General features: G+C 70.7%; 21 protein-coding genes and 1 pseudogene. 7 read left to right on the forward strand and 15 right to left on the reverse strand.

The genetic code is table 11. The annotated features are described in order from the left end of the window. On the forward strand, positions 1 to 336 hold a 336-nt coding region (locus tag ABEA33_RS24035; RefSeq protein ID WP_345529634.1), incomplete at its 5' end, for an HNH endonuclease signature motif containing protein. 314 nt (positions 337 to 650) lie between these two features. On the opposite strand, the gene ABEA33_RS24040 is transcribed toward ABEA33_RS24035, so the two are convergent. Then, positions 651 to 1,253, reverse strand: coding sequence for a TetR/AcrR family transcriptional regulator (locus ABEA33_RS24040; RefSeq protein WP_345529635.1), 603 nt, complete (start codon positions 1,251 to 1,253; stop codon positions 651 to 653). A 134-nt stretch (positions 1,254 to 1,387) separates the two neighbouring features. Here ABEA33_RS24040 and ABEA33_RS24045 point away from each other — a divergent pair, with 134 nt between their 5' ends. Together ABEA33_RS24045 and ABEA33_RS24050 are read left to right on the forward strand one after the other, a co-directional pair. Beyond that, positions 1,388 to 2,101 carry an SDR family NAD(P)-dependent oxidoreductase gene (locus tag ABEA33_RS24045; RefSeq protein WP_345529636.1) on the forward strand — a complete coding sequence of 238 codons (714 nt, stop codon included), beginning with the start codon at positions 1,388 to 1,390 and terminating at the stop codon, positions 2,099 to 2,101. A 6-nt stretch (positions 2,102 to 2,107) separates the two neighbouring features. Then, positions 2,108 to 2,514: pseudogene (locus ABEA33_RS24050) on the forward strand (ISL3 family transposase); the annotation flags it as partial. Between the two features lie 103 nt (positions 2,515 to 2,617). Here ABEA33_RS24050 and ABEA33_RS24055 read toward each other — a convergent pair. Genes ABEA33_RS24055 through ABEA33_RS24065 form a run of 3 tightly spaced genes read right to left on the reverse strand, consistent with a single transcriptional unit; the run spans position 2,618 to position 3,940 of the window. Beyond that, positions 2,618 to 2,938: a LapA family protein gene (locus ABEA33_RS24055; RefSeq protein WP_345529637.1), complete on the reverse strand. Its 321-nt coding sequence runs from the start codon at positions 2,936 to 2,938 to the stop codon at positions 2,618 to 2,620. Positions 2,939 to 2,981: 43 nt separating this feature from the next. Next, positions 2,982 to 3,446 (reverse strand): PTS sugar transporter subunit IIA, encoded by a 465-nt coding sequence (locus tag ABEA33_RS24060; protein ID WP_345529638.1) that lies wholly within the window; start codon positions 3,444 to 3,446, stop codon positions 2,982 to 2,984. Between the two features lie 29 nt (positions 3,447 to 3,475). Continuing rightward, on the reverse strand, positions 3,476 to 3,940 hold the full coding sequence (locus tag ABEA33_RS24065; RefSeq protein WP_345529640.1) for a MarR family winged helix-turn-helix transcriptional regulator: 465 nt from the start codon (positions 3,938 to 3,940) through the stop codon (positions 3,476 to 3,478). 113 nt (positions 3,941 to 4,053) lie between these two features. Between ABEA33_RS24065 and ABEA33_RS24070 the strand changes: the two genes are divergently transcribed. Then, complete coding sequence (locus ABEA33_RS24070; RefSeq protein WP_345529641.1) at positions 4,054 to 5,490, forward strand: MFS transporter; 1,437 nt, start codon at positions 4,054 to 4,056, stop codon at positions 5,488 to 5,490. Between the two features lie 25 nt (positions 5,491 to 5,515). Here ABEA33_RS24070 and ABEA33_RS24075 read toward each other — a convergent pair whose 3' ends face one another. The 7 genes from ABEA33_RS24075 to ABEA33_RS24100 all read right to left on the reverse strand — a co-directional run bounded on the left by ABEA33_RS24075 (position 5,516) and on the right by ABEA33_RS24100 (position 10,932). Further along, a complete protein-coding gene (locus tag ABEA33_RS24075; RefSeq protein WP_345529642.1) occupies positions 5,516 to 5,842 on the reverse strand; it encodes a sigma factor in 327 nt (108 codons plus the stop codon). Positions 5,843 to 5,925: 83 nt separating this feature from the next. Continuing rightward, positions 5,926 to 6,420, reverse strand: a complete 495-nt coding sequence (locus ABEA33_RS24080; RefSeq protein WP_345529643.1) for a nuclear transport factor 2 family protein — start codon at positions 6,418 to 6,420, stop codon at positions 5,926 to 5,928. 61 nt (positions 6,421 to 6,481) lie between these two features. Beyond that, positions 6,482 to 6,856, reverse strand: a complete 375-nt coding sequence (locus tag ABEA33_RS27550) for a CoA-binding protein (protein ID WP_425577468.1) — start codon at positions 6,854 to 6,856, stop codon at positions 6,482 to 6,484. Beyond that, a complete protein-coding gene (locus ABEA33_RS24085) occupies positions 6,838 to 7,476 on the reverse strand; it encodes a PaaI family thioesterase (protein ID WP_345529644.1) in 639 nt (212 codons plus the stop codon). Before ABEA33_RS24085 ends, ABEA33_RS27550 begins: the two co-directional genes overlap by 19 nt. Then, positions 7,473 to 9,437: an oxidoreductase gene (locus tag ABEA33_RS24090; RefSeq protein WP_345529645.1), complete on the reverse strand. Its 1,965-nt coding sequence runs from the start codon at positions 9,435 to 9,437 to the stop codon at positions 7,473 to 7,475. The genes ABEA33_RS24085 and ABEA33_RS24090 overlap by 4 nt, the downstream gene beginning before the upstream one ends. Further along, complete coding sequence (locus ABEA33_RS24095; RefSeq protein ID WP_345529646.1) at positions 9,434 to 10,072, reverse strand: TetR/AcrR family transcriptional regulator; 639 nt, start codon at positions 10,070 to 10,072, stop codon at positions 9,434 to 9,436. Before ABEA33_RS24095 ends, ABEA33_RS24090 begins: the two co-directional genes overlap by 4 nt. Next, positions 10,069 to 10,932, reverse strand: a complete 864-nt coding sequence (locus tag ABEA33_RS24100) for a TIGR03619 family F420-dependent LLM class oxidoreductase (protein ID WP_345529647.1) — start codon at positions 10,930 to 10,932, stop codon at positions 10,069 to 10,071. The genes ABEA33_RS24095 and ABEA33_RS24100 overlap by 4 nt, the downstream gene beginning before the upstream one ends. Before the next feature lie 441 nt (positions 10,933 to 11,373). Here ABEA33_RS24100 and ABEA33_RS24105 point away from each other — a divergent pair, with 441 nt between their 5' ends. Together ABEA33_RS24105 and ABEA33_RS24110 are read left to right on the forward strand one after the other, a co-directional pair. Then, entirely contained in the window at positions 11,374 to 11,550 is a 177-nt protein-coding gene (locus ABEA33_RS24105) for a hypothetical protein (RefSeq protein ID WP_345529648.1), read from the forward strand. Positions 11,551 to 11,701: 151 nt separating this feature from the next. Next, positions 11,702 to 12,184 (forward strand): response regulator transcription factor, encoded by a 483-nt coding sequence (locus ABEA33_RS24110; protein ID WP_345529649.1) that lies wholly within the window; start codon positions 11,702 to 11,704, stop codon positions 12,182 to 12,184. Positions 12,185 to 12,190: 6 nt separating this feature from the next. On the opposite strand, the gene ABEA33_RS24115 is transcribed toward ABEA33_RS24110, so the two are convergent. Together ABEA33_RS24115 and ABEA33_RS24120 are read right to left on the reverse strand one after the other, a co-directional pair. After that, on the reverse strand, positions 12,191 to 12,601 hold the full coding sequence (locus ABEA33_RS24115; RefSeq protein ID WP_345529651.1) for a DUF6314 family protein: 411 nt from the start codon (positions 12,599 to 12,601) through the stop codon (positions 12,191 to 12,193). Between the two features lie 5 nt (positions 12,602 to 12,606). Further along, entirely contained in the window at positions 12,607 to 13,107 is a 501-nt protein-coding gene (locus ABEA33_RS24120; RefSeq protein ID WP_345529652.1) for a thioesterase family protein, read from the reverse strand. A 144-nt stretch (positions 13,108 to 13,251) separates the two neighbouring features. On the opposite strand from ABEA33_RS24120, the gene ABEA33_RS24125 reads away from it, so the two are divergent. Beyond that, a complete protein-coding gene (locus ABEA33_RS24125; protein WP_345529653.1) occupies positions 13,252 to 14,319 on the forward strand; it encodes an exonuclease/endonuclease/phosphatase family protein in 1,068 nt (355 codons plus the stop codon). An 11-nt stretch (positions 14,320 to 14,330) separates the two neighbouring features. Here the strand turns inward: ABEA33_RS24125 and ABEA33_RS24130 are convergent, their stop codons facing one another. Next, positions 14,331 to 15,101: an MBL fold metallo-hydrolase gene (locus tag ABEA33_RS24130; protein WP_345529654.1), complete on the reverse strand. Its 771-nt coding sequence runs from the start codon at positions 15,099 to 15,101 to the stop codon at positions 14,331 to 14,333. Further along, the gene (locus tag ABEA33_RS24135; RefSeq protein ID WP_345529655.1) at positions 15,098 to 15,442 is read right to left on the reverse strand and encodes a winged helix-turn-helix transcriptional regulator; all 345 of its coding nucleotides are present in this window, start codon (positions 15,440 to 15,442) and stop codon (positions 15,098 to 15,100) included. The genes ABEA33_RS24130 and ABEA33_RS24135 overlap by 4 nt, the downstream gene beginning before the upstream one ends. Positions 15,443 to 15,461: the final 19 nt, after the last annotated feature.

Genomic DNA, 15,461 nt, shown 5'->3' on the forward strand with positions numbered 1-15,461 from the left:
GGACAGGCCCGCCGGCTTGCCTGCACGGGTCGGATCATCCCCGTCGTCCTCGACGGCGAGTCTCAGGTTCTTGATGTGGGCCGTGTCCGCCGGCTCTTCACCAAGGCCCAGCTGCTCGCGATGGCCCTCCGCGACGGCGGCTGTGTCGCCGAGGGCTGTGACTGGCCACCCTGGCTCTGCCACGCACACCACTGGCAAAGATGGACCGACGGCGGACCCACCGACCTCACCAACGGCGGACTCCTCTGCCCGAGACACCACGCCCGAGCCCACGACCCGACGTTCGAGACGACCCGACACCACACCGGCAAGGTCAGCTTCCACCGCAGGTGCTAGTGCAGACGCAGCAACGCGTACGCCGCGGTGGACGTCGCGTCAGTGCGAGTGGTCCAGGTCGACGGCATGTCCTTCTCCTCGAGGTCGCGCTGCTGTCCCCCGCTGCTACCCGCGTTCGTCGCACGTGCTCGTTGCCCGTGGCTCTGCTGGGACGGTGAGCCTCATGTGCAGTCACGTCGCCGGACTGTGGCCGATTGTGACCGGCGGTCCCCAATGGTGGAGCGCCGTCTCTGCTGGTCGGGCGGGAGAGTAGATCATCGACCTGCCGTCGACTCCCGGTGTAATCGGTGCCTGAAGCCGCGGTCGTCTTCGTGTCAGCCGCGTACAGCGGCAAGGCATTCGTCGTACAGATCCATGACGTCACCCTTGCCGCCACTTTCGACCCAGGTCGTGGATGCGGCTTCCAGGCACGCGAACACGGTCCCGATCACGGCACGGGCCCTGGCGTCGACCCCTGCCCCTGTGTCCATCCGCTCTTTGACGAGGGGAAGCAGGTCGGTCTGGAAGCGGAGTCTCTTCTCTAGCCACCCAGCACGCAATGAAGGGGTGCTGTTGAGGAGACTGAGCCGTTCCAGAGCTTGTTCGCGACTGTCATGCAGGGCCTGGACAGCAGCGATCCCCGCGCGCAGCGCCACCCAGGCGCTCGCGTCGGGAGGCTGTGCGCTGACTGCGGCCATGAGCACCTGTCCGAACTGATGCTCGTTGCCGCCGAGGAGATCCTCTTTTGTGCCGAAGTACCGGAAGAGCGTGCGCTGTGAGACACCGGCCTCTAGTGCGATCTGCGCAATCGGCGTCTCGTCGTAGCCCTGTTTGACGAACAGGCGCAGCGCCGTCTGAAGGATCTCCCGCGTGACCAGCTGGCGGGATCGCTCGCGCAGCGACGTTCGTGTCCCGATCGTCGCCGCTTCCTGCTCCATGGGAGCCAGCATACCCGCGGACTGCCATAGAGGCATTCATACGCGATGTGGCAGTGGCTGCCATATAGGCGTAAGCTGACAAGAAGCAATCAGCCGCACGGCTGCGGCCTCTTCGAGACACATAAGGAACGCGCATGTCTGCACCTAGCGCCCTCATCACCGGTGGAACCAGCGGCATCGGCAAGGCGACCGCTGAACTACTCCACTCGCGCGGCTACCGCGTCGTGGTCACCGGCATCGGCGATCTCGCCGACGCCGGACTTCCCGAGGACATCACCCTCGTCGAAGCAGACGCACGATCTCTGCCGGACATCGAGCGCGCGATCGACCACGTGAGCCAACGTCTCGGCTCTCTCGACCTGCTCTTCCTCAACGCGGGCATCTCGCGTCCCGGCCCGATCGAGTCGACGAACGAAGATGCGTTCGATGCCCTCTTCGACATCAACGTCAAGGGGAACTTCTTCACCCTGCAGAAGGCGCTTCCGCTTCTCAACGAGGGAGCCGCGGTCGTGTTCACCGTCGGCGCCGGCGAAGGACTCGGAGCCGCCATGACAGCCGCCAAGGGCGCACTCCTGCCGCTGATGCGGGCACTCGCGCTCGAGCTGGCACCGCGTCGCATCCGAGTCAACGCGGTCAGCCCGGGACTGGTCGACACGCCTGCCTACGCCAAGATGGGGATCTCCCAGGAGATGATCGATTCCTGGGCTAGCGACATCCCACTTGGCCGCGTCGGCGCCACCGCCGACATCGCCGAGGCCGTGGCGTTCCTAGCCTCGGACGCAGCCAGCCACATCACCGGCAACAACCTCGCAGTCTCGGGAGGCATCGGCATCCACTCCCGCCCCTAATCGGCAATGCCCCTCATCGCTCCACCTGCCGGGCTCGACCGCCTTGACCTGCCCACGTTCTGTCGTCTGGACGAACTGGGGCTGGAGGTCGTCGGGCAGAGACTCGAGCCGGATCGCGCTGTGCTGGCCTGTCGGGTCGTCAACCCCGACCAGTGGTGCCGACGTTGCGGCTGTGAGGGCTTGGCCCGCGACAGCATTGTTCGGCGATTGGCGCACGAGCCGCTGGCTGGCGCCCGACCATGCTCGAGGTCAGGATCCGCCGCTACCGATGTGCTGAGTGCGGGCACGTGTGGCGCCAAGACACGGACCGGGCTGCGGAGCCGCGAGCCAAGCTCTCGCGTCGTGGGCTGCGGTGGGCGTTGGAAGGGATCGTGATGCAGCACCTCACCGTCGCCCGCGTCGCTGAGGGGCTTGTCGACGCCATCAAGATCAAGTACGACGTTCCTCCCGGCATCCAGCGTCCCCTCCCGCCAACGGTTCGGGTCCAGGTCCATGACTGAACGCCAGAGGGACCCGCTACGAGCGGCGCACCCGCCGGCGCAGCTGCCAGATCCGCAGCAGCCCGGCGATCGCGGTGAGCAGGATGCCGCCCACCGCGGCGATCAGCAGGGCGACGGCGAGCGGGGTGGTGCCGTCCCAGGTCAGGAACGAGACGTGTACGTCCTGGGTGTTCTGGGCGATGAAGACGATGAGGAGCACCAGCAGGAGGCCCAAGAGCACGAGCGCGAGGAAGGCGCCGCTGGTGCGGGACCGGCGCAGCGGGTCCTTCGGCGGCGGCGAGGGTGCTGTCGGTTCCGGGTCTGTCTCCGGGGACGGTGGCGGTGCGGGGTCGGCCATACCGAGGCCGTACCCGCAACAGGGGCGTCGTACGCCGAGGGCCTCAGCGACCGGCGACGGCGGAGTTGACCAGGTCGGCCAGCGCCCCCGTCGTACGTGCCTCTGTGAGGTCCGAGACGAAGCCGAACTTCACGCACGCGGTGGCGATCTTCTGCAGCAGCGCGAGGTAGCCGGCAGAGTCGTCGCCCGGCGCCGCGATGAGCAGCACGAAGCGGACCGGCTCGGATCCGGAGGTGAAGGTGACCGGCGACGCGAGGCGGGCGACTGCGACCGATGGCGTCGTCACGGCGTGGCTGCGAGCGTGCGGCATGGCGAGGCCGCCGGGCAGCACGGTCGAGCCGAGCGCCTCACGGGCCAGCGCGGCGTCGGCGAAGACGTCGACGTCGCTGATCCGGCCGGCATCGTGCAGGAGCGTGGCGAGCGATCGGATGACCGCGGCGCCGTCGGCGCCGAGGTCCTGGTCGAGGCTGGCGATGTCCGGCATCGAGACCGGCGAAGTGTCGTTCATGGCGTCCCCGAGCCTAGGCCACGGGCATTTCAGTCCCGAGTCCGCCGGGGGGCCCGACGCTCGTAGGCGTCGTTGAACGCCCGGAGGCCACTGGTCAGCTCGCGCGCCGCATCGGCGCCCATCTCCGCCAGTACCGAGCGGTAGAGGTCGGCGTGGATCGCCGAGTCATGCCCGTAGAGCCGCCGCCCCTCGGCCGTCGGCCGGACCGGTCTGCTCGGGCTGTCGGGGACGGAGAACCGCTCGAGGAGGCCGGCGCGTACGGCGGCGTTGACCTGTCGGTTGATCGTGGACAGCTCCAGGTCGAGCTCGTCGGCGATCTCGCGCAGTGTGCGGGGCTGGTCGTCGGAGAGGACCCACAGCAGCTTGAACGCCGACATGTCGAGCTCGGTGCCCTCGACGTTGGTGTGCCGACGTCGGCCCACGCGCATCAGCTCGTTGCCGAGATCGGTCAGCAGGGACTGCTCCGACCGCGTCGATCCGGCCTTGCCGGCCATGGCTCACCTCGTCGTGACGTCGTCGATGTGACGAATGCTACCCGCTATGTGCAAGATACATATGTAAGATGCACATGGCTCGGCAGGCCGGGCCGCCGATAGCTGGAGGACGTGTGACCGACACCGTGAAGACCGCGAACGACGTGGAGCCCCTCGTCGAGCAGGGCCGGTCGTCGGCTCTGTTGACGGTCATCTTCCTGTGCTTCAGCGGCATGAGCGTCGCGCTGATGCAGACGCTGGTGATCCCGATCCAGTCCGAGCTCCCCGAGATCCTGCGCACCTCGGCCGCGAACGCCTCCTGGGTCGTCACCATCACGCTCCTCGGCGCCGCGGTCGCGATGCCGATCGCGGGCCGGCTCGGTGACCTCTTCGGCAAGCAGCGGGTGCTTGTCGGCAGCTCGATCCTGATGCTGGCGGGGTCGCTCGTGTGCGCGCTCTCCGACTCCTTGGTCCCCGTCCTCGCCGGCCGTGGCCTGCAGGGCCTGGCGATGGGCTTCATCCCGGTCGGCATCAGCCTGATGCGCGAGATCGTCCCCCCGGCCATGGCGACCACCGCGGTCGCCGCGATGAGCGCGACCCTCGGTGTCGGCGGCGCGATCGGCCTGCCCCTCTCGGCCTGGATCGTGCAGACCGGCGACTGGCACGCGCTCTTCTGGGTGGCCACCGGACTCGCGGTCCTGGTCGGGCTCGGCTCCTGGTTGATCGTGCCTCACGTGCACGACGGCCACGAGGGCACCTTCGACTTCGGTGGCGCCGTCGGCCTGGCGGTCGGGCTGATCGCCCTCCTGGTCGGCATCACGAAGGGCAACACCTGGGGCTGGACGTCCGGCCGGACCATCGGGAGCATCGCGCTCGGGCTCGTCGTGCTGCTCGTGTGGGGCTGGTTCGAGCTCCGCCGCAGCGAGCCGCTGTGCGACCTGCGCGTCAGCGCGCGCCGCCCCGTGCTGCTGACCAACATCGCCGCTGTCGCGATCGGCTTCGGGATGATGGCCCAGGCGATCGTCTTCCCGCAGCTGCTCCAGCTGCCGGAGGCGACCGGCTTCGGTCTCGACCAGTCGCTCCTCGCCGCCGGTCTCTGGATGGCGCCCGGCGGTCTGATGATGCTCGCCTTCGCCCCGGTCGCCAGCTACCTCATGCGCACCTTCGGCGCGAAGTACGCGCTCGCGCTCGGTGCTGCCGTCCTCGGCTGCGGCTACCTGCTCTCCTTCTTCCTGATGAGCGCGCCCTGGCAGGTCCTGGTCGCGTCCCTGGTCTGCTCCGCGGGAGTGGGCATCGGGTACGCCGCGATGCCGACGCTCATCATGGACGCGGTGCCGATGAACGAGGCGGGCTCGGCCGTCGGCATCAACTCCCTGATGCGATCGATCGGTACGACGGTCGCCGCCGCTGTGATGGCGGTGATCCTGACCGGTCAGACCTCCCTGATCGGCGGCTTCGAGATCCCGACCGAGAGCGCCTTCAAGATCTGCTTCCTCGTCGCCACGGCCGCCGCGTTCCTCGGCGGTGCGCTCGCACTGACCATCCCGAAGGCCGAGCGCCCTACTGGTTGAGGACCACACGCCACCAGGTGACCGCTCAGGAGGCCCCGGTGTGCAGGAAGGTGACCATCTGGTCCTCGTCGAGGCTCGGCGAGGAGACCCCGAACAGCTTGCCGTCGAAGCGGCTGGGTGTCTTCAGGTCGCGCCACCGGTCCTTGGCGAGGTTGACGACGACCCGGCGCGCGTACGCCTCCGGCTGGCTCCGTGCCGTTCGCCAACGCCGCGCGGTGCACAGGAGAACGGCCTGCACGAGGTCCTCGGCGTGGCCGCGGTCGCCGCACAGCAGGTACGCCGTGCGGACGAGCCGGTCAGCCGAGGCGGCGACGAACTCGTCGAACGCTCGCCGGTCTCGGCTCGGGATCATCGGGGGCTCCGCCTGGTCACACCCGTAAGAACTCCGGGTGGTGCCCCCAGGTTGTCATCGAGCCCGATGTCATCGACGGAGCGTCAGTCCCCGAACATCTCCATCCAGGCCTCGCCCTCGGGCGTCATCCGGCCGTGCGCCCGCGCCGCCCGGCACCACTTCTTGGCCGCCCGCAGGAAGGTGGCGGGGTTGTAGATGTCCTCCTCGCACGACCACAGCCCGTCGCCGGCGTACGTGAGGATGGTGATGTTGCTGGCGCCGTGGGGCTGGCCGTCGCCGGGGTCGTGCAGCTCGTTGTAGACGTCGCAGACGATCCGGCCCCGCTCCTCGTCCACGAGGTACCACGTGATCGGGAAGTGCGGCATCTCGCTGCCCGGGAAGGCCGTCATGGTGCGCGTGATCCAGGCCCGGATCTCCTCGCGGCCGTTGAAGTTGCCGTAGGCGTGCTCGACGTACGTCGCGTCCTCGGTGAAGAGGTCGGCGAACCGGGACCAGTCCCCGCTGCCGGCGATCCGGTCGACCTCGTCCTGGTAGTCCTGGAAGGCGGTCTCGAGCTCCTCGCGGGAGTACGTCGTCATGGCGCCAACCTAGGGCCAAACTGGAACGTGTTCCAGTAGGGCTGCGAAGTCAGCGCTCCGGCTACTGAAGTCCGGTGCGGACCGACGTGATCCGCTGGGTGTTGAAGCCGAGCCTGTGCGTCCGCCCGACGTACCTCGCGTGCTCGATCTTGAGGCACCGATCCACGACGACGGAGACCCCGCCCTCCTCGGCGATCCGATTGCCCTCCTCGTTGATGACGCCGAACTGGCACCACAGGTGTTGGTGCCGATCGCGACCGTGTCCGCCGCGATCTCGGGCAGGGCGTCGGGGGCGTGGAAGACGTTGACGATGTCGACGGGCACGGGGACATCCCGCACCCGAGGCAAGCGCTCGGGCTGCGGGGGTCTCGACGAGCTCAGGCGCCAGAGCGCCTTCACTGCTCGACCGCCGGCCGCCTACTCCGGGACGGCCCACTTCGGGATGATGAAGACACCCTCCGCCTCGACGGTGGGCCCCTCCGCGTCGCCGATGGAGGCGACCACCCAGACCTTGCGGCCCTCCTCGCGGTCGATGCGCGCGTCGAGGCGCAACGGGCCGAGGGGAGTGCCGCGGCGGTAGACCATCGTCAGGGTGCCGGTGAAGGTGATCCGGGTGAAGCTGGCGGCTGCCGTCTCGCCCATCAGGTGGTCGAGCAGCATCGCGGTGACGCCGCCGTGGACCAGCCCGGGCGGGCCTTCGTACGCCGCGCCGAGGTCGACGGTCGCGTGAGCGAGCCCGGAGCGCACGTGGGTGATGTCGAGCGGCGGTGCGATCGCGTTGCGCAGGCCGACGGCGGCGTTGCCCCAGTTCCAGGCACGACCCTCGGAGTTGAAGCGCACGCCGGCGGGACCTGGCAGCTGCTCCTTGCGCAGCCGCGCCACCACCGCTTCGACCTCAGCCAGTGCCAGACCGGCCTCCTCGGGCGAGACCGTCGTACGGATCGTGGCGTCGATGAGCTCACGCACGGCCGCGGTCAGCGGTCCGTACGCCGCCTCGATGCGGTCCACCTCCGCGCTCGGGATCTCGTCGTGGATGAACCCGCCGATGTCGCTCAAGCCCTGCTCCTTTCGCTCGTCTGTCCCCACTCGTACGCCGCCCGCGCGGCGTCCTCCGTCGCCTGGCGGACCAGGCCGTAGCCGCGGCAGTCGCCGACGGCGTACACCTCGATGTCCGGCAGCCGCGCGGCGATCGCCTCGTGGAGGCGGAGGTTCGGCTCGAACCACCCGGTGACCACGACGGTGTCGGCGCGCAGCTCGCGGGTCCGTCCGCCCTGCGGCGTGAACTCCAGCCCGCCGACCGTGTAGCGCTCGACAGTGGTCCCGACGTGGACGGCGACGCCGAGCCGGTCGAGCTCGTCCAGCTCCTCGGTGCGCCGCTTGGGGCCGACCTCGGGGGCCAGCTCCAGGCCCGGCTCGAGCAGCGACACCAGGTGCCCGGCCGCCGCCAGGTGGCCGGCGATCGCCACGCCGGGCAGCGTGCCGCCGACCACGCAGACCTTGCGGCCGATCGGGTAGCCGTGTTCCGGGCCTTGCAGCGCGTCGAGAAGGTCGATGACGTGCGGGGTTTCCATGCCGGCCTCCGGCACTGTCAGCATCCCGCCGTTCGCGACCACGACCACGTCGGGCTCGAGCGCGGCGACGGCGTCGGGCTTCCCGATGGTCAGCAGCCGCACGTCGATGTCGGCGTCGGCGACCTCGGCGAGCAGCCAGTCGAGGAAGAGTGCGTTGTCCGGGTGCACCAGCGCCGCGTGGCGGAACCGGCCGCCGAGTCGGTCGCCGTTCTCCAGCAGCGTCACCCGATGGCCCTGCGCAGCGGCCCGCCGTGCTGCCTCGAGACCACCTGGCCCGCCGCCGACCACGACGACGTGCCGTCGCCGTACGACCGGCAACGGCAGCAGCTCGTGCTCGCGCCCGGTCAGCGGGTTGACCGCGCAGTCGGTCGCGAGCCGCTCCTCCAGGGAGTCGATGCAGTTCTCGCACGAGATGCAGCGCCGCACCCGATCGGCCGTCGCGAGCTTGCGCGGCAGGTCGGGATCGGCGAGCAGCGGGCGGCCCATCGCCACGAAGTCCGCACGCCCGTCGGCGAGCACCGCCTCGGCCAGCGCCGGGTCGTGCAGCCGCCCGACGGCGATCACCGGGACGTCGACGACCTCCTTGACGGCCGCGGCCGCGGCGACGTTGAGCCCGTCGCCGTACGCCGCGCCGTTGACCATCTGCGTGACCAACCTGTCGATCACCCCGCCGCTGACGTGGAAGGCGTCGACTCCCGCCTCGACGAGGAGAGGCGCCACCAGCGCGGTCTCGTAGGACGGACGGCCGCCTGCGACGCGTTCGTAGCCGGAGATCCGCAGCGTGATCGGGAAGTCCGGGCCGACCTCCGAGCGGATCGCGGCGAGCGCCTCGAGCACCACCCGGATCCGGCCCTCGACCGAGCTGCCGCGGTAGCGGTCGTGGCGCCGGTTGCGCTGCGGTGCGAGGAACGAGCCGAGGAACATGTAGCCGTGTGCGGCGTGCAGCTCGATGCCGTCGTACCCCGCCTCGCGAGCGCGGACCACCGCCGCCCGGTAGAGGTCCATGATCCCGGCGATCTGCTCCCGGGTGACCTCCGTCGACGGGCGTCCGGTCAGGTACGACGGGATGACCGACGGGCCGAGCGAGTCGACCCCGTGCATCTCGGGGCCGAGGCCGTCGGGCCCGGCGTGCACGATCTGCGGCTGGATCCTCGCGCCGTGCTCGTGCACCGCGTCGACGAGCCGCCGGTGTGCTGCGACGGCGTCGTCGGTGCCGAGGTGCAGGCCGCCGGGTGTCTCCGGGTGCAGCGGGTCGATGCCGGTCGCGCCGACGGTCACCAGGCCGACGCCGCCGGCCGCGCGTGCCGCGAAGTACGCCACGGTGCGATCGGAGGGCAGTCCCTCGGGCGTGCCGTACATCGTCTCCATCGGCGACATCACGAGCCGGTTGCGCAGCTCCATCGAGCCGATCCGGCCCGGACGCAGGAGGTGCTCGTACGCCGTCACGACCGGCCCTCTCCCGAGCTCTCGCCGAGGTAGGCCGCGATCGAGCGGGTCAGCCCGTGACGGGCCAGGTCGAGGTCGGAGTACGTCGAGAGGTGCGCCTCGGAGTTGAGGCCGCGCATCGCGCCCGGCAGCAGCGCCGCGACCTCGCGCACCCGCTCCGGGTCGAGGTCGAGGTCGGCGAACGCCGCCTGACAGGTCGCGACCCAGCTCACCTGCCACGACGCGAGCGCCTCCGCCGTGCGCGGGAACTTCTGCTCGAGCTCGGCCCGCTCGCGCGGCAGCGCCATCCGGAGCGTGTCGATCGCCCGGGCGTCGGGACTGTCCAGCCCTCGCCACAGCGCGGAGATGATCTGGCCGACGCGAGCCTCGACCGCGTCGTCGGCACTGCCCGGGAAGGACAGCGGCCCGCCCCGGCGCTCCTCGAGGTGGTCGAGCACGGCGGCCCAGAGGCCGTCGACGTCGCCGAACTGGTACTTCACCGCACCCCAGGTGGCGCCGGCCCGCTTGGCCACGTGGTTGGCGGAGACGGCGTCGGGATCGCCCGACGACAGGCACTCCAGGGCGGCGGCGAGCATTCGCGCCCGGGTCGCGTCGCCACGCCGGTTGCGGCGGTGCTGGTCGGCGCCCGCTGTCATCTGAGCGGCACCAGGACGTCGTCGTGGAACCGGTGCAGGCCCTCGAGCTTCTGCTCCAGGCTGGCCCTGCGGCCGAAGTAGTACATCCAGGGCACGGTCATCACCTCGGTGACACCGGCCTCCCCGGCGCGGGCGAAGTCCTCGGGCAGGATCGCGTCGCTCAGGGCCGGGATCACGTCGAACGGACCCCCGGCGCCGGCCTCCTCGCGCAGCGCCCGCAGTCTGCCGGCGGTCGCGACCGCCTCGTCCACGGTGCAGATGTCGCCGACCCAGCCGTCGTACCGCGCGGCTCGCCGCAACGCGACGTCGGACAGCCCGCCGACCAGGATCGGCACCGGCGCCGGCGGCTCGGGCCGCATCGCGAGCCGGGGCGTCGGGTAGTGCGCGCCGTCGTACGACGTCCAGCCGGGTGCCCAGAGCTCGCGCATCAGCTCCAACGCCTCGTCGGTGCGGGCGCCGCGGGTGCCGAAGTCCTGGCCGAGCAGGTCGAACTCCTCGCGGCACCAGCCCACGCCGACCCCGAGCGCGACCCGTCCGCCGGACAGGACCGAGGCGGTGCCGACCGACTTCGCCACCTGGTAGGGGCTGCGCAGGGCGGCGACGTAGATGGACGTGAAGAAGCGCAGCCGGGTGGTCTGCGCGGCGAGCGCGCCGGCCAGGACCCACGGGTCGGGCCACTCGCAGGTCGCGTCCCAGCGTCGGTCGCCGCTGTCCGTGTAGGGGTACGGCGTCGCGAGGGTCTCCAGGTCGACGACGTGGTCGGCGATCGTGAGGCTGTCGTAGCCGAGCTGGTCGGCGGCCACGGCGATGGGGGCGATCTCCTCGATGGGCAGGAAGGCAGAGACCACCGCGAAGCGCATGCCGTGATGCTAGTTTCATCGAGCCCTCTGTGAAAAGTAGGGCTCTGTGAAAAGTGGGCTGGGTGAAAGGTGTGGAGGAGAAGCGAGGGACAAGATCCGTGTCCTCCAGGTGGCCACGGCAATGTCGGGTCGGAGATGGTCCGACGGCTGCAGCGGCATCCGGATCTCGAGCTGGGCACCCGGGTCTTCGGCATCGAGCTCGACTCCGTCGACAATCACCCCAGACGGACGCGAGCACTTGGTCGAGGGGCCCACGTGGGCCCCTCGACCAAGCGTGGGAACTGTGACGGCTCGACGTGGCCCGGCCAGCTCGAGAGGACGATCCCAGTCAGCTCCCAGTCGACCTCAAGAGCGGTGGCGCACGGTAGGTGCTGTCGGAGTTCCCCCGGCACACCGATCCGGGCCCGCCACCTCCGGGCCCGACCAGTCAGGAGAAGCACCATGATCGACACCACCCTCGTCCCCTTCGCCTACGGCTTCCTCGTGATCGCCGCCATCGCCTTCGCGGTCGCCGTCACCGGCATCGCCGTCGCCCTGCGCGACCTCCGCGGCGCCGCGGCCACCCCGGTCCTGGTGACCGTCTCCGGCCCGCCCGAGCGCTACGGCCGCGCTGCGTGACCGGCGACGCGTTAGGCCGCGAAGTCGGCCCCTGAGAGCCCTTCGCCTGCCAGGAGCGGGGAGGGGTTCTTGCGCGTCCGGACAACTTTCACCCCTTTGGGTGGTGAGTTCGAGTGGCTGCGGGTCCCCTGTCGTCGGAAGGATCGTCCCCATGCCCGGGAGCCCAGTCCGGCTGGCGATCGCCAGCGCCGACGAGGCCGTCGCGCAGGGTCTGCGCCGGATGCTCGCCGAGCAGTCCCACCGGGTGGTCGTGGTGGACGACGGGTGCGACGCGGTCGACGTGGTGCTGCACGACGGCGACGATCGCGAGCACGAGGTGGTGCTGCGCGCGAACGGCGCCGCGGCCCGGGTGCCGCTGCGGATCGGGGTCGAGCAGATCGTGGCGATGGTCGAGGCAGCGGCACGCCCCTCGACCGCGAGCGCCGATCTCGTCGGGCTCACCGGTCGCGAGATGGAGGTGCTGGGGTTGATCGCCGAGGGCCTCACCAACCAGGAGATCGCCGACCGGGTCTACGTCAGCATCAACTCGGTGAAGACCTACATCCGCGCGGCCTATCGCAAGATCGGGGTCAACAGCCGCAGCCAGGCAGCGGTGTGGTGTCTCCAGCACGGGATCGTCCGGCGCCCGCAGTAGGGACGATCAGCTTCGGTCGGTGTGCACCGTGACCATCCGGTAGTCCTTCTCCGGCCCGGCGGCGTCCCAGGTCACCGTCCAGGACTCGACCGGGGAGCCCTCGAGCTCGATCAGGCCGCGGTAGTGGTCCGGAGCGCACGGGTGCTCGACCTGCTCGCCGGTCGCCCAGGGGTGGAACGGGCGGCCGTCCTCGAAGCGCACGAACCAGCCGTCGTCCTCGAGCACGACGTACAGCGTCCGCGAGACCGGTACGGCGTGACCGGGCCAGCTCATCGTGCCCGCCTCGGCCCAGCGCACCCGGCCGGGCGACACCTCGGTCAGCTCGGCGGTGCCGACCACCTCGCGCCTGTCGCCGGCCCGGTGGTCGTAGACGACCCGGGTGAGCTCCCAGGTGCCGAGCAGGTCGACCGGCGTCACGAGGATCAGCGCAGCGACATCGAGCCCGACAGCGCGGGCTTCCAGGGCAGCTCGGCGTCGGCGGCGACGCGGCGGTCGATCGCGGCGGCGACGTCCTCGGGCCAGTCCGACGTCCGCCGGCTGTCCATGTCGATGTGGAGGAAGATCTCCTCCATCACGTAGCTGAGCTTCTGGTGCGTGTCGTCGAGGAGGTAGGCGACCACGTGCGCGGCCCGCGCGGAGCGGCCGACGACCCGGACCCGCACCGAGATCTTGTCGCCGGTGCGCAGCTCGGAGAGGTAGGTCATGTGGTGCTCGGCGGTGAACACGCCCTGACCGGCCACGGTCGGCCAGTTCTGCGGGATGCCCACGTCGAGCAGCGACTCGTCGAGACCCTCGCTCGCGATGCCGACGTAGTGCCGGATGTTGAGGTGCCCGTTGATGTCCTCGAAGGCGGTCGGCACGGCCCGGGTGGCGTAGGCGGGCAGGGCGGCGAGCTCGTCGTACGACGGATGCGCGGTGGTCACACCTGGGACGGTACTGGCTGCGGGGGCCGGTCTCGACAGCGGCCCACGACAGCGGCCCAACGACACGGGCGCGCCCTCCGGGGCTGGAGGGGCTCGCGGGACTAGCGTAGTGACCTCGATCGACCGAGCCGGAGGGGAAGCCGCGTGGTCAACCGGGTCCGTCTCGGGCGCCGTGACGACGGTCGGCGACGCCTGACGTGGGCCGGGCCGCCGCCGTTGCTGCTGCTGGTGACCGTCCTCGGGCTCGTGATCGCCCCCGCCGTCGCCGACGACCCACCGACCGCGAAGCCGGCCGCAGCCTCACTCTCCGTGTCCTCGCGGACCGGTGTCGCAGCAACGCCGCGCTCGGTCGAGCCCCGGATCGTGCGTCAGGTCGAGCTCCTCAGCCGAGGTGGTCGGACCGGTGGCACGGTCGCACCGGTGCGGCCCGCGATCGACGTCGTCGGTGTCGCGAGCCTGAACGTGCTCCAGACCCAGCCGGTGAGCTCGGCGACCGCCGACGCCCTCCGCCTGACCGGGCGGTCCGACGTGGACGTCGTCGGCTGGCAGGAGGCGCAGAAGATCGGCGGCGCGTTGCACGACCTCCCCGGTTGGACGACGGCGACGTTCCCCGAGAACGGCGGGTTCTCCGAGCTGGCCGTGTCGTGGCGCACGAAGAAGTTCAAGTTCGTCGCGGCCCGGGTCCAGGACGCGATCGCGGGTGTCGGTGCTCGGGCGGGGCGCTACCCCTTCGGCAGTCGGCAGATCGCGGTCGTCACCCTGGAGCACCGCGCGAGCGGACGTCGGCTCACAGTGCTCGACGCCCACCTACCGCCGGTGATCGAGGATCTCGACCGGCCGGGGCGCTGGACCGCCACCCAGAACGCCGAGCAGGCCCGCAAGCAGCTGCGCGACCTCGTCCAGGCCTGGCGATCCGTCGGCACCCGCTGGGTCGTCGGCACCGGTGACTTCAACTTCGGCGTCCGCGCGGATCTCAAGCACCGCAGCCCCGGCGGACCGGTGCGGACCCTGGGCAAGGTCGCCCGCTCGACGTACCAGGTGGTCGGCACGGACGTCCGACCGACGTACCGCTCTCTCGATCGCAGCATCGACTACGTGTGGGTGGACCGGGACAACCTGCGCAGCGACCGGATCGATGTGCTCGGGCAGCGCGTGCTGACGGGCTACAACAGCGACCACCGGCCGCTGCTCGCCGAGCTCCGCTTCTCCTAGGTCACCTTCTCCTAGGTCACCGTCAGCGGTTCGCCCGGCGTCGCCAGCACGGGGCGTACGCCGGGAGCCAGGTCCGTCATCGCGGTGACGAACCGGTCGCCGGGGGTGACGAAGAGCCGCTGGTGGTTGGCCCGCGCCAGGCGGCGCAGCCCGAGTGGCCAGAACGTGCCCCAGTGCACCGGTACGGCGACTTCGGCGCCGACCCGGCGGACCGCCTCCGCGCCGGCGACGGGGTCCATGTGGCCGTCCTCGAGCGTGGGACCCCAGCCGCCCACGGGGATCAGCGCGAGGTCGACCCGGCCGACGTCGTACATGTCCTCGCGCAGCTCGGTGTCGCCCGGGAACCAGAAGGACCGGTCGGCCCGGTCCACCCGGAAGCCCAGCGGCGGGCCGGCGACCTTGGTGTGCGGACCGCGTCCGCCGTCGTGCGTCGCGGCGAGCACCCGGACCGTCGTACCGCCGACCTCGACGACGTCGCCCGGCTCGACCGGCCGCACCCGGTCGGCCCCCAGGTCGCGGAGCAGCGTCTCGCCACCGCGCGGCACCAGGATCGGGACGTCGCGCGCGAAGCGCCTCAGTGACGGCAGGTGCAGGTGGTCGTAGTGCAGGTGCGAGATCAGGACGACGTCGGCGTCGGTCGCCTCGGCCGTCGGGGGTGCCGTGTAGCGGTGCAGGTGGAAGAGCTGGTCACTCAGCAGCGGGTCGACCGCGACCCGCGCGCCGTCGATCGCGACCGTGGCGCAGGCGTGCCCCCACCAGGTGAGGCTGAGGTCACTCGTCATGCGACCGATCGTGTCTGGGCGCGGTGGAAGGCCCAGCTGACCAGGGGCGCCAGCAGCGTGACGGCCTCGTGACCGGGTGTGGTCAGCGTGTACTCGACGTGCGGGGGTACGACGGGGCGGGCCGTGCGCAGCACCAGTCCGTCGGCCTCGAGCGTCTGCAGGGTCTGGATGAGCATCTTCTCGCTGACCCCGTCGATCTCGCGCTTGAGCTCGCTCCAGCGCATGGTGCGCCCGTCGAGGGCGAGCAGGACCAGGACGCCCCACTTGCTGGTGACGTGCTCGACCAGGGTCCGCGTGTCGGGGCAGGCGGTGTCGAACTGGAGGTCGCTGACGGCGCTCATGTCCCCAGCCTACTCACCT

The sequence above is a fragment of the Nocardioides endophyticus genome (genome assembly GCF_039543845.1).
GTDB lineage: Bacteria > Actinomycetota > Actinomycetes > Propionibacteriales > Nocardioidaceae > Nocardioides > Nocardioides endophyticus.